This window comes from Candidatus Dojkabacteria bacterium (genome assembly GCA_030583845.1).
GTDB lineage: Bacteria > Patescibacteriota > Dojkabacteria > SC72 > JAHDCA01.
On the sequence record CP129478.1, the window covers coordinates 178087 to 191353 of the forward strand.

The 13267-nt window shown below is 44.1% G+C and carries 11 protein-coding genes; 9 read left to right on the forward strand and 2 right to left on the reverse strand.

Annotation, left to right across the window (positions count from 1 at the left end; all coding sequences use genetic code 11):
• Positions 1 to 10 precede the first annotated feature (10 nt).
• Positions 11 to 1429: a hypothetical protein gene (locus QY318_00880; protein ID WKZ31312.1), complete on the reverse strand. Its 1419-nt coding sequence runs from the start codon at positions 1427 to 1429 to the stop codon at positions 11 to 13.
• A 134-nt stretch (positions 1430 to 1563) separates the two neighbouring features.
• On the opposite strand from QY318_00880, the gene QY318_00885 reads away from it, so the two are divergent.
• The 9 genes from QY318_00885 (at position 1564) to QY318_00925 (ending at position 10245) form a co-directional block, all read left to right on the forward strand.
• Complete coding sequence (locus QY318_00885) at positions 1564 to 3501, forward strand: hypothetical protein (GenBank protein ID WKZ31313.1); 1938 nt, start codon at positions 1564 to 1566, stop codon at positions 3499 to 3501.
• 122 nt (positions 3502 to 3623) lie between these two features.
• The gene (locus QY318_00890) at positions 3624 to 5129 is read left to right on the forward strand and encodes a hypothetical protein (protein WKZ31314.1); all 1506 of its coding nucleotides are present in this window, start codon (positions 3624 to 3626) and stop codon (positions 5127 to 5129) included.
• A 94-nt stretch (positions 5130 to 5223) separates the two neighbouring features.
• A complete protein-coding gene (locus tag QY318_00895) occupies positions 5224 to 6225 on the forward strand; it encodes a hypothetical protein (GenBank protein WKZ31315.1) in 1002 nt (333 codons plus the stop codon).
• A gap of 121 nt (positions 6226 to 6346) precedes the next feature.
• Positions 6347 to 6598, forward strand: coding sequence for a hypothetical protein (locus QY318_00900; protein ID WKZ31316.1), 252 nt, complete (start codon positions 6347 to 6349; stop codon positions 6596 to 6598).
• An 88-nt stretch (positions 6599 to 6686) separates the two neighbouring features.
• Entirely contained in the window at positions 6687 to 7454 is a 768-nt protein-coding gene (locus QY318_00905; protein ID WKZ31317.1) for a glycosyltransferase, read from the forward strand.
• Between the two features lie 19 nt (positions 7455 to 7473).
• Entirely contained in the window at positions 7474 to 8052 is a 579-nt protein-coding gene (locus QY318_00910) for a hypothetical protein (GenBank protein WKZ31318.1), read from the forward strand.
• Positions 8053 to 8106: 54 nt separating this feature from the next.
• A complete protein-coding gene (locus tag QY318_00915; GenBank protein WKZ31319.1) occupies positions 8107 to 8523 on the forward strand; it encodes a hypothetical protein in 417 nt (138 codons plus the stop codon).
• Positions 8524 to 8530: 7 nt separating this feature from the next.
• Positions 8531 to 9136, forward strand: coding sequence for a hypothetical protein (locus tag QY318_00920; GenBank protein ID WKZ31320.1), 606 nt, complete (start codon positions 8531 to 8533; stop codon positions 9134 to 9136).
• A gap of 401 nt (positions 9137 to 9537) precedes the next feature.
• The gene (locus tag QY318_00925) at positions 9538 to 10245 is read left to right on the forward strand and encodes a hypothetical protein (protein ID WKZ31321.1); all 708 of its coding nucleotides are present in this window, start codon (positions 9538 to 9540) and stop codon (positions 10243 to 10245) included.
• Between the two features lie 125 nt (positions 10246 to 10370).
• On the opposite strand, the gene QY318_00930 is transcribed toward QY318_00925, so the two are convergent.
• The gene (locus QY318_00930) at positions 10371 to 13238 is read right to left on the reverse strand and encodes an alpha-(1->3)-arabinofuranosyltransferase family protein (protein ID WKZ31322.1); all 2868 of its coding nucleotides are present in this window, start codon (positions 13236 to 13238) and stop codon (positions 10371 to 10373) included.
• Between the last annotated feature and the right edge of the window lie 29 nt (positions 13239 to 13267).

Here is a 13267-nt window from a genome sequence, read left to right on the forward strand (position 1 = left end):
AGAAACAGCTCTACATAAGGATTGCCTTCCTCAGTTTGCGCAAATTTAATATCAATAACTCAATATTTCTGTACGATACCTTCGTCAGTCTGCCATTTTCATCTGCACATTCCAAAAGCCGACTAACGGACATATTAACATTGTCAAAAGCGATCAAAATTTCACTTCTATAGTAATTACCACTGCCGGCAATCCCTAGACCCATCCTATCTACCATCACCCAGGATCTCTCTTGGAAAATCTTAACTGCACCTGCCAGATTCTCACCCAATTCAGCCTTAAGCCGCTCCCACTCATCTCGCTTACTACGGCTTACATCAAGAAACACTCCGCGATCCAGAAGCTCGCGCAGGTCGATTCCGCTACTTTGTAGAATTAAATCAACTTCATCACTGCTAAACTCAAACTGCATAAACTTTGTATCAACTACTTGACCCTCCTTCACACCATTCATTTTATTGTAATTTCTCACTCTATCACTAAACAGATCATGCAGCTTCACCTCACAAAGAACAGAGTTAACGTAAAGGTCGGCAAGAGGTCGCATACCGCCCCTAAATATACTCTTTGCAATAGGCACAAACAACGATTCTGCCTGCTCGATAGTCGGCTGATGTATTTTCTTACATTCAGCAATCTGCTTATATAAATCTCTCAATGGAATCTCGCTAAAATCTTTTCGAGCAGCGCCATCTAGAGCTAGTACTGCAAAGTATGGAATCCCAAGTGACTCCATTATTCTTGAAGTATGGCTTGTTACAAACTGGGTTAATTTAAGCACCGCTTCATACAGGTCTGGCGAGGTTTGATCACCAACGGCAACTGCTAAATTGTAGCTTTCGATCAGGTTTGGTACGTCAAATAGAAGCTGCAACACCTCATTACCCTCATTGCTGCGAGAATACTCAGGATCCACAACATTAAGTAGGGCATTTAGTGAGGATCCTCGATCTGAAACAAGCTTACATATTGATTTAAAAACATCTACACCTGAAATATCCCCGTGCAGCAGCCATTCTCTTGCTCGCGAAATCTCACGGTATCCATCCATAAGTTCGATAAGGACTACATTTAGCTCAACTTCTTTACCTATGTCTCTAAGTCTGGCCCGCCTCACTGCCTCTGAGATCACAACCTCACGGTAATCAGCATAATTATTAACAAATACGACACCTTCGGGCATCTCCTGTGGATAAGCCGAAGCGTAAACTGTTGCTGAAGTGCCATCTAGCGAGACCCGATGATAAATTGGCCCTTGCTGAGCCTCGCGGTACTTTTCAAATACGCTCGCGGAAGCTTCACGAGGATCGACTTGTGATACAACTTCTGTGCTGTAAGGATCCCAGACTACATGGACCTCATCAGCAGCAGGAGGCTTTTCAGGCTTTTGGAATGCCAGGCCGATCGCTTCATGTAAATGTATATCCATGCGCAGATTATACCCCATAGTAACATAAATCACTAACTGGTTCGTCCTAAAATTTGGAACAAATCTTATTGAGCCAATCGATGGTGGTATAATACCCCAATAGATAAACTACCAGGCTTATATACTAATACAGTATGAGCAAAGCAGAGCTACCTGACAGCTATGACCGAATACATTTCCAAGATACCCTTGATAGATACGCAGACCTGCTATTCAAGCTCGAAAAAGGCGAAGACCTCGGAGAACATGATGATGCCCAATTTGCACAGCTCCAAGGAGACATTTTCACAGATTACCTCGCGGATCCAGAACAACTATTCCAGGAGCTAATCCATATAGCACTTGCCGAAAGCACCGATACAAATCCTGAAGACTCGCAGCTCGAACAGTATATTGCAATTATCTATGATATTGTCGAACAGAGGCCAGATCTCACACATGTAGTCATACCGGCAGATAGGCTGCCCACACAAGTCCAGACCGATCTACTTCAAAAGATGACCCGATACATTACGCCAAGCAGTGTGAGAAGAGAAGAGCAATTTGAACGCGTCCACACAGCACTTGAGCGACTATATACAAAGTTGCTTGAAGATTATTTTGAACAGCTACTTGCAGACTACGATATGCCAATGAATCTGGCTATCGGGCTGCACAATACGCTAATTGGAGCATGGCAGACATTAAATTGGCGGAGTGTGGCCAAAATATATGAGATATTTACCGAAGTAGTAAGCAGACATACAACATATGAGCCAGGAAGGGACGGTAGAGCGATATTGCCATTTAATGGCGTAAAACTTAGGAATTTAGAGTATACGGCACTCACATCAGACCTGAGAAACATCGGCAAGCCTCTTGTGGGTTTCGATCCCAATCAAGCACTGAAGAAGCCCATAACCATAGCTTCTGCCATAGGCAACCAAGGCATATACGACCAGGTGCCAAAGCTAATTGGTCTTCGTATAACCGCAAGAACAATATCGATTGTTTTAGCAGGATTATCCTTATCCCACCAAATATATTCGCAGCTTGTCCGGATAACCAAACCTGGATCTCTAGGCATTGAAGAAACCAACCTCACCAAGAAAAAATTTTTGTCTCAATTCCATCCACGCGAAAGCAACTCGCTGGTCAATGCACTCTCAAGACTCCATGTACCTGACGACCCAATCTTATACAAGGCAAGACAGAATTTTACTGATCCAGAACAGCTTGTACAGGCTTTCGGGAGTAATGCATTGGCAGAATTAGCGGAATCAGTACAGAATATAGGTAATAAGCATCCCACTGAACATGGCAAGATAGCCACAAGAGTTACAGAGCTTCTAGCCAAAAGCATGCACCCAGAAGTAGCTGTGGCAACAGCTAGAGAGCTTTTAGCTCGAGAGCAAGAGCTTCGCGATCTACACGGTGAGATGGAGAAGCATGGCTTTCACACTGTTTCCCGTATTGGCGACCGTTTCTCTGCTAATCGGAACCCACATTTACACGAGCTAAGACTGGAATACCTCGAATTTCGGAGAGAGATCCGCTACAGAAATGGCGACCCAGAGCAGGGAATACAGTTTGCAGGCTATTTTGTGGATATCCAGCTAGCAGGTCGAGATATTTTCCTTGAATATTTCCTTTCGGATGATGATAGGCTGCTACTGAATATTACTTATAATAATAGAAATATGCGATGGGGGCACGGATACGAGTGTAATATCGCACCTGTGTGGGATAGTTCGTTGAAGCATATGCTCTGGGAGCATATTGCTTCGATCCGCCTCGGAGAAAAAGAGAGCAGGTCACGAAGGGGACAAAGAATGGCAATGTCATCGGCTATTGAGGGAGGCAGTATAGTTACGCCATTTTTGAGGCTAAATCAAGATGGTCATCGGCGTACAACAGCGAATGAAACTCAGATGGTTCTTGATGGCTACTTTACAATGCCTCAGCTGGAGGCCATGGAGGCAGCGCATAATTATCAGAGAAGCGTCTCGTATGTTCACGAGTATGCGAGAGGGGGTGTTGGAGATAGTGTTGTGAGTCCGAGAGAGATGGTGTTTAGGAGGGCAAGTCAATAAGCAACCCAACTGAGACACTATAGGTCAAATCCTGTATAATCACTGTCGGAATAATATTGACTGTCAGAATTTTGATTCAACACGAAAGAGAAGATTCTAAGCAACCAGGAAATCTCAGCACAGTGCAGCAAACGTTCGTTGTTACTTTGCGTAGATTTGCAGCAGATGCAAATTTGAATGATGGCGCATGGAGCATATTCGCAGCAGAAGACATTGGCGCCACAACAGAAGGCATTGGCGCTACATCAGAGAGTCAGCCAACTATACAGCTATTTAACGAGATACTCTCAAAATCAGAAAAATGGAGCAACGCTTATTGGAACGGTCGAAATTTAGGTAATCCGACCGGCAACCTTGCATCTCCAAGAGTAGAAAAGAATGCTATCCATCACTCAGAGTCGGCTCAATTTGCGGTTAATCGTTGGGGTACACAAGAAAGAGAACTGACGGTACCAAACTGGCTGTTAAATAGCGCATTTGGCAAGAGACACTACAAAAATGACCAGGCTTACCAAGCTAGCTGGCTTGGTGGAATAAGCCGGGGTTTACTATATACCCAAGATAGAAAGATCGAGCAGATACCGAAAGCTCTTCTTAGCTTGCTCGTCCTAACAAATCAGGCTCGATATGAGCTCGACTACCAGTTTGATAATATAAGGAAATCCTCCTTGGGTATAAGTAATCCCAGTATGCTTGAACAGCTTTGGGCGCCGGCTTTTTATCGATTAGGACTGTATGAGACATTAAATGAGTCGCTATACCGTTGCGTAGCAGAGCTTGGAGGCTTCTACCCAGAGAGTGAGGTGGTTGAATATGACGATGGGCAAGCATTGGGATTATTCTTCACCGTGGGTATGTTGAAGGTTCTTGAGTTTATAGATTTCCAGCCACCTGCAATACGTCCGAAGGATGAAGGGCTATTTAAGGTTCCTCCTCTCACCAAAGAATACACTGCGGAGAGAAATCAGCTTTTTAAAGATATTGCGGAAGTTTTATTGAATACCCCAGATAATGACGAGGCTGGCCCGATAGCGGGGCCAGTAAATTTCCTTGCGATTCGTGATCTTCTGAAGCAATATGTCGGCAGATACCCAACCGTACTTGATATTAGATACTGGGGTAGCATTGATCTCTCGCCTTTTGACGATGAGTTCCTTGATCATGTGCCTGAATTCACAGGGTTTCGAACCACTGGTAGTTCATACGAAGCAGCTAATGCCTTCTACAAATTCGCAAGAAGCGAGAGGGGGGCGTTTGGTGTTGAAACTCTTGCCGGGTTGAGTTATGCGACGATGTCGAAGAGGGGTTTAATGGATACACCACTCACATATCGTATTGCATCTGGTGGCATTGTCGAAATACCTGAGCTTCAGCTACTTATTGGTGATACATTTCATGGTGACTATCATGAATACACAGAGCTAGGGAAGACAACGTGGGTAAGTAAGCCAGGCTTGAATCTCGAAGTCATCGCACATATTCCCAATGACAGCAGTCGGGCGTTTCTAAGTGATAATCCCCCCCTCGAGAGGGTTACCATGACTTTGTCTTTTGAATTGCTAGCCTCATTGTTGATGGACGGAAGGATACTGCTCAGCCCTAAACAGGTCAGCCCGCACCCGGGCTGACCTGTTCTATACGAAGTTCATAAACGCGAAACCCCATAACATATGCTATAATATACCAACTTAGGGGTCGCATAAAATAAACCAACTCGCACACATGAAGCAGTACAAAACGCTTCGACTCGCCCGAATGTCAGTTATCCTCGCATTATCCCTGCTCGCCGTTATCACTTCGTTGATGATGGGCAACAATGCCTATGCCAACTCAGACACAGTTACAGTCTGCATCACCGACGAGGGCTCTGATCGCGAGTGCGATTTCACCACACTACAAGCTGCTGTTAATCACATCCACGCTAACTCAGGCATAAACAAGATCCGCATACTTTCATCTTTGCCAGCAGAGAGCACAGAGACAACTATCGCGAATGTGTATCCAGGACGAAATATCAGTTTTATCTGCGGTAGCAAGTCATATGTCTTGAGCGGTGATCCGACAAAAGACATGATCAAAGGGGGGAGTCTCCTTTCTCAATATAGGTTTGAGGGGTGCACATTTGATACTGCTAACAGGATACTTATGCTTCAGGGTCAGAAATTTACCCTCGTAAATAATAGCTTCAACAATGGCGCAGTCTCAGTTGGCCAGTCAATGGCAACCCACACAATCGATTCAAACATTTTCAATAATGCAGTATTGGCGCCAAGGTATGGGAACTTCAATATTTTTAACAATGTTTTCATGAATCGCCCAGTCGGCATCAGTATTTCTAGTGGTGGCCAATTCAATGTATGGCACAACACTTTTGATTCGCTGACGCACGGCCTACATATCAACCATGGTGCGACATCGGTCAAGAACACGATCGTGAGCAATACCTATTCATTTATCACCCAGAATACCGGCACCATAAATAGCTCTAACACGCTGGTTCATAATGTGAAATTTTTCCGACAGGGTGCACCTGGTGGCGGTACAGATACAAATATTTTTAAGGGTGATCCTCTTTATGTTGACTCTGAGTTGAGGATTGCGAAGGATTCGCCTGCGGTTGGTATGGGGTTGGTGACTTCGGTCACGCTTGATCGTGATGGTAATAAGAGGGATGGGGCACCGGATCTTGGGGCGTATGAGGTACAGTTTCTGTCAGGTAGATAGGGAAAGGCTGTTACTCTAGCTGTTTAGGTGCGTATATTGCTTTGACCGGGGCATAGCCTATAGCGTTGCACACTCAGTCAGGATATAGTATAATCTTATATTCAATTTAACAGCCCAAATTATGAAAAGTACAAAAAAGACAATCATATTTGTAGCAGTATTGGCCATCATGGTTATGTTTAGCGCGGCTCCTGCTTTTGCAGCTGGCACCGGATATAGCCCATATAGTCCTTATAACGGCCATCCGCCTACAGATACTGCATTGGGTGGACTTACAGATCTAATGATCGCATCAGGTCTTGTACTGTATGTTGCTGGGCTTGGAATTGTAGTCTACGCCTCAAAGGTGAAGGCTATGATCAACGCCAGATAAGCGCCAGCCAGACGACTAGCAATTCAAAGTCCTTTCAAATTATTACTAAAAGATTAACTGAATTAGCTAATTTATTCGTTAAAGAATAATGAAGTTTTCAATAGTCATTCCAGCTAAAAACGAAGAGAAGAGGCTACCTGCGACATTGGCATCATTGTGTCGCTTCATCAAGAAAGAAAGTGGCCTTTATCCAGACGAGGTAGAGGTTATCGTTGTAGTTAATAACACTACTGACGAAACCTACCAGATCGTCAAGGTTTTCCAAAACCACTTTGGATTTATTCGCGCCTTCAATATCCCCGATCCAATCGGGAAAGGTGGAGCTATCAAGTATGGCTTCGATAAAGCTCAGGGTGATTTTATCGCATATATCGACGCAGATGGATCATCTTCTCCATATGAGCTTTTCAGACTCTTTGAACAGCTGGAGGCTGACGAGAACGCCCAAATCGCCATTGCAGACAGATATTCAAAAGAGGCTACAATCATTGGTAAGACTCCAATTAGCCGTAAGATTTTCAGCGTTGGATTCAGATTTGCATATCATTTTATGTTCGGCTTGAAGTATAACGACACACAGTGTGGTCTTAAGGCCTTCCGCAAAGAGGCGGGTAAATACCTTATGGCCAACAACGATGTAGCGGGATGGACTTTTGACCTTAATGTGCTTTTGATGGCGAAAATGCTAGGTTTGAAGGTAATAGATATCCCAACGGTATGGGAGTACAAGAGGGATAGTACTTTGAATGCGAGAAAGGCTTTCAAGACTGTGCCGATTGAGCTGCTTAATAGTTTCTGGAAATATAGGGTAAATGGTGAGGGTCAGAGATTGGTCGATAAGTTTCTTTCTATCTAAAATATAATCAAAGGCGATCATGAGTAACGCGCAAAATGAACAGAGACCAACAATATTAGGCGGCCTTTTGGCTAGAATTGTTACTGCAGCACTGCAAACAGTTGATGCATCAGAAACAGGTGACACTCGCATAGGAGGGAGGATCAGGAAAACTGCATATGAGGTTTTCGCAGATGAAGGCGTTCAAGCAGAAGCTGAAAGAATAACCGCTACTGAGGTTGATGCTGCACGTGCTCAGATTCCTGATGCGTTCGCGATCGCCGGAGAAGGGCTTGCAACAAGAGCAGAAGTGACAGCTACCTACGAATATATCCGTGCCTCACTCAGGACAGAAAACGAAACATTCTTCCAGAAGCTGTACAGGCCAATTGTTGCAAGGATGCTTAGCATTGGCGCCGGAATCTCATCTTTGCTCACAGTTAAATATGCTGAGAGGTGGTATACTGGCGATTTTACAAACCAACAGCATGATGAGTATAGGGATACTATGCGAAAGTGGTATGCAATCTGGTTGGCTAACATATTCAGGCCGCGTCCATTAAACGCTGATCAGGCAACCCAACAAAATCCAGTCCCACTGCCTGCACCTGCAGCTTAAGTAGAATCATACTGCCCATATAAGCATTGCAATAATTAAACGCAAGGCTACGACATGAAAAACTCATCCCAATTCGAAACGTATAAGAAGCTCTCGAAGGCATGCCACTTCATGCTGAGCAGGCCAGAGTTTTACACCGAAGATATTGAGCCAACTAGGGATACCTTCCTAAAAGGGCTAAACGAACTCTTGCTTGTTTCTTTAGATCATCATTTTGACGCCGAAAGGCTCACTAAAGTATCAGATCTGTGGGGGAAGGATAGGGTGGAGTTTGATAAGCAAGCAATTAAGTATATCCAAGAGAGTGTGGAGAATGATAAGACGTATGTGATTGTGAACAGGTATATGGCGAAGATGTTGGTTTTGTTTATTGCTAGCACAAGGGAGGAGTTTATTGACATGGTGGATGATGAGCTGGAGAGGTTGGGGGTTGACAGTGAGACTTTTAAATCACTTATTCAGGAAAACTAGAACCACAATGGATAGTCGATCAGAAAAAAAGTGCCCTCCAAGATTCTCCCTATCAGAGCTGCTGAGAGAGGACACTCGTGACCTGATTGATAGAGATGCAGAAAGCGCTGAACGTTGGGCAAAGAGCACACTCTACCCTTCAATGCAAGCGACAGGTTGGCTAAAACCTGCAGCGAACGAGGTAATGTTACCAACCATTGTCGGACGTGGGCTTAGAAGATTATGGGATCAGATACATACCGCCGAATCAATAAGTCTCAGTAAGGAAATGCAGATTCGTTTTGTTACAACACACTACCTCAATATGCTTTATGAGTACAGCTTGATCTTTGGACTACCTTGGACGACTTTACCCCCATCAGAACTGGCAACTACAAACATGCGACCACTTGTCCATGAGAGTGCTATCATTGACCATGTCTACAGAAGATACCGCTTCTCTTTCGTAATCCTTGAGGAGGGATACTATCAGAACCTTGCCGAGGGACAATACTTATTCAGAGCAGATGATTGCCAGATTGGGTATGCTGCAGCTGAAGTGTGTAATGTTTTGGAGAGTGTCATGGATGTAGAGTTTGTGAGGGATGTTAGGGGATTGAAGACAAAGCTTTAGTGTGTGTCTACACCCACCACCCTACCAAGGCCTATAACATTGACTTACGGGCATGTTTATGGTACAATACTAGGGTAGAAATAGTTAACTCTGCTCATTACTAACCAATTTCCCAAGCCTGAAAGAAGCGACATAGGTTTATACCGGTGGGTATTTGCATATGTCTCTTTTTATTAAGGAGGCAGACATTCTACTAAAGTCATATGACGATAGTGGAGTTCTTTAAAAATGTCAGAGGAGTAGAGGTATTGTAGAGTTATAGATCTACCTGTACTTAATGTACTGGCTAGGTCAACCTCTCAACCGATATTTCCAAAGACTAGATCACTCGAATGGCAAAAAGGGAAATCTCCATTTTGTTAATTGGCTAGGCCTGATCCTTAAAGGGCATATTTAGAAATGTGCTTTCTAAGGATCAAGGCCAATTCGGCCAAATAAAACCCAAAAAGGAGACCAAAATGACCCAAAAACTGATCCTCATGATTATTGTTTCTCTTACTTCTTTCTTGGCTGCGTGCAGCGGGCGTGGTACAGCGACGGTTGACGTTGAGCCAGTGGTTATCACCTGGGAAGTTACCAGTGAGACCAGTGACACCAACACCTGCGCCAGTAGCACCACCAGCGGCACCAGTGGTAACGCCTGCACAGCAAGCAGCACCGACGGCACCGACGGCACCGACGGCACCGACAGCACCGACAGCACCGACAGCACCGACAGCACCGACAACGATGTCTGCATCTTGGTGTCTGTAGGTGTAGACTCGACAACTGCTCTGACTCCCGATGTTGTGGAGGTCGATTATTTCGATCCTCACAAGGAACGTTGCACTGTCGTTAGCGTAGCAACGCATCTGGAAGCCCAGGAGCAGTTAACAGCGCTTTTAGGAGCAACGGCCGTAGTAGACATGGTGCACAATCCAGACCCGCGCGTGCAGACGCTATCAACTAAGCCAGACGGAAGTTGGAACCCTGGTGCTTGCTGGATCAAGATTGAAGACATCGCAGCAGCGGCAATTGGTAAGGGGTACCTTGTTGGGACTCGCCCGGAAATTACTCCGAGCAACTACCAGCCTGGCCTCAAGCCTTGCCCCCTGCCGGCCGCACAATAGCCACTCGTGTGATCTAACCGCGGAACAGAACCGCGCGACAGCATAGCCTCTCTTACAACCGTTTACGGTTGGACCCTTTGTGGGTTTTGAGAGGCTATGTTGATCACTTTATTACTGAACCTACACTAGGTCAGCTTGACCTTCTTACTACCTAATTTCCCCCAGACACTTATACCGACATACATTAGATATATCCATGCAGTGATCAATATCCCAGCCGCATATACCAACTGTGGGATATACACAATTCCTAAACGATCATACTTTTCCACACTTTTTACGAGCCATCCATTAGCATACTGGTAGCTTTCGACATGGTCGGCGACTACTACCTTAGGCATGAATTCTTTGTTCCAGCCTAACAATAGCCACTGATCGTCATACCTCTGATTAAAAGATACAAGAACATCTCCATTCGCATCGCTGTTCCAAACCTTCAAGCTTCCCCCTAAACGCTCACTTACTTTCACACTTCCAATCGAATCCTCGTCATATACATCGCTAGGCTCAAACTGATCTGCAAACTGCGCCGGAGTACTTATAAACCTCAACTCATCGATCTCAATATTAAAGTCTCTAGTACGGCTATCATTAAAGTACATATAGAGGTACATATCCTCTTTCTCACTGTAACTTGCTAAATTGTCGATATAGAGATAGTCCACATTAAAGTCACCCTCATTCTCTCCCTTCACGATAATGCCCTCACGATCTTTTTCGTCCATATTCCCCAAGATGTAACAGTAATCATCTGTTAGCCCGAAGATACAATACCTCATTGGGTCACTGTTATTACTCTTGTACTTTATCTTCAGCATTGCCCCTGAACCGATATTTTCGTTAATAATCGGTTCAAATATGCACACCTTCTGTCCATCCGATTCGATCGTTACGCCTCCAGCTCTCCTCTCACTCGTCTCTATTCTTAGAGCTTCTGAATCATCTGGATCACATGTGTACAGATCACCTTCATTCCAGAGACCGTTCTTAAAGTCGTAATTTTCTAACAGATCATACTCACCATCTTCTAGATCGAGCCTGGTTGTCTCATTCTCATTATTTATCCTTAGTAGATCTCGCTCAATTTCGAAATTGTCGTTCTTTGGATTAGACCCACACACTGATGAGTCTTCGTAATACTGATCAAGAGGGATTCCTTGGTAGCACTTGCTATCACCATATACATAGTTCTTGCTTACCTGGATATCTGATTTTGCATGGTCTCCACATTTATTCTCATAAAGGCTGAGCTTTTCGTACTCACTAACTTTCTGCCAACACTCAAAATTGTTTAATATCTCTTCGAACTGCAATGCTCTCTCGTTCGAGTATTCGTGTGGGAGGTCAACAAAGTCTTTGCGTAGGAGAATCCAATTCGTTTGCGTTCTGTACAAGAACTCATTTAGCGTTTCTGGTTGTGGCTCGATTATTCCCTCAAGCATTGAGACAGTTTTGTTTGTCGCGATCTGATTGAAGTACTTATCTGTATAGCCCACATCAGCCATGCGCCTCATAATATCTGGACCTGCATAACCCCACTCATAATATGTATAGCCATATATATGCTTGCTCAGCGGCAACGGTAAGACTCTTTCACCTTTCGCATTTTCATTTAGGTACTGCGCCGTCTCTCGATATCCATATGGTATCGCATTAACCCAAGCAGGGTTTATGGCGTAACCTGGAGATATGTACATCACCACAAATCCGACAATCATTACTAGAATTACCTGATACTTGATAAAGCTACTTGCAAAGTTCTTATCCATCTTCTTCAAGTGGGAGAGGCTCAGCTTATCCTTAAATGAGAAAGCAAGCATGATTGAAAGAATGAAGAAGAGTGGCATAGACCAGTAGGTCCACGAGTCTCTAAAAAAATCCGAGTAGATTGGCAGCTTACCCAATGTATCAGCATATATCTCCCCAAATGGCTGGCCGTAGCTTGTAGCCAGAATTGCAAATATGATTGCCACAACGACCAAAGCAATTCTTCTACCTCGAAAATTCGTAATCAGAGCATAGACAACCGGAATAATTGCCAGCACCCAAAGCACTGTGCGTGAGACATATGCAAGTACTGTAAAATTGTGGTCCCCTGGAAAGATCTTCGACAGATTGTGTGTCCATGCATATGACCCGAAGCCACCAATTACCTCGTGTATTTTGTAATCAGCAGCGAATCTGATCGCATCTTCTCGGTAGAACTCAAGAACACTGTTTTGGGAAATGTCAGCATAGCTCAGCTGCATTCCCAAATATGAGAATAGGACCACTGCATTTAATGCCAAGGAGAGCCCATAGAAAAGCAGCAAGCTTGTGAATTTAACCTTGATCTTCACAAGTCTTACATAGGCTAATAGATACACGATCAATGGTACGAGCAGCCAGTAGAGCAGGTACATATTCGCAGTCCGTGAAATTGCCATCATGATCAGAGCAAATATGCCTATGCCTGTATACAGCTTCATCGATTTATCGCTAACTCGCACAGCTATGTAAACAAGCAACGGCAATGCCATATAGGCATAACGTAAGTGAGGCTGCGGGAATTGAAATCTTAAGAATACAAATGTATTCAGCATGAAATAGAGTGCACCAATCCACAGTGCATGTCTCTTAAATCCAAGCTTTTTCAGTAGCAAGTACATAAAGAAGCCACTTAAAGCGAGAAGGAGAGTAAAATAGATGTAATTGGTCCAGTAATCCGACCTAACAACTTGCAGAATTAAAAATTGCGGGAGGGTAAGAAAGATTTTGCTCAATGGAAAGTACTCGGGGACACCTAGTGCTTCATTCGACCAGACTGAAAGTCCTCTTTTCAGTTCTAACAGCGGATCAATCGGATAGTCGATATCCCCACCATTTATTATCCCATCAAATCTCCCTTGCAAAGCGATCAAGTGAATCCCGAGGCTGATACCGAAGAAAATCAGAAATGCTTGAAGTGTTGGATTTTTAATTATCTTTACAACTCGATCCTTGATATTCGACAAAGCCTTAATTTATCTTTGAAATTATACTA

Bases quoted from the DNA above. Each gene is read 5' to 3' on its own strand.
- QY318_00880 (WKZ31312.1), bottom strand. From the start codon at position 1,429: ATGGATATACATTTACATGAAGCGATCGGCCTGGCATTCCAAAAGCCT.
- QY318_00885 (WKZ31313.1), top strand. From the start codon at position 1,564: ATGAGCAAAGCAGAGCTACCTGACAGCTATGACCGAATACATTTCCAA.
- QY318_00895 (WKZ31315.1), top strand. From the start codon at position 5,224: ATGAAGCAGTACAAAACGCTTCGACTCGCCCGAATGTCAGTTATCCTC.
- QY318_00900 (WKZ31316.1), top strand. From the start codon at position 6,347: ATGAAAAGTACAAAAAAGACAATCATATTTGTAGCAGTATTGGCCATC.
- QY318_00905 (WKZ31317.1), top strand. From the start codon at position 6,687: ATGAAGTTTTCAATAGTCATTCCAGCTAAAAACGAAGAGAAGAGGCTA.
- QY318_00910 (WKZ31318.1), top strand. From the start codon at position 7,474: ATGAGTAACGCGCAAAATGAACAGAGACCAACAATATTAGGCGGCCTT.
- QY318_00915 (WKZ31319.1), top strand. From the start codon at position 8,107: ATGAAAAACTCATCCCAATTCGAAACGTATAAGAAGCTCTCGAAGGCA.
- QY318_00920 (WKZ31320.1), top strand. From the start codon at position 8,531: ATGGATAGTCGATCAGAAAAAAAGTGCCCTCCAAGATTCTCCCTATCA.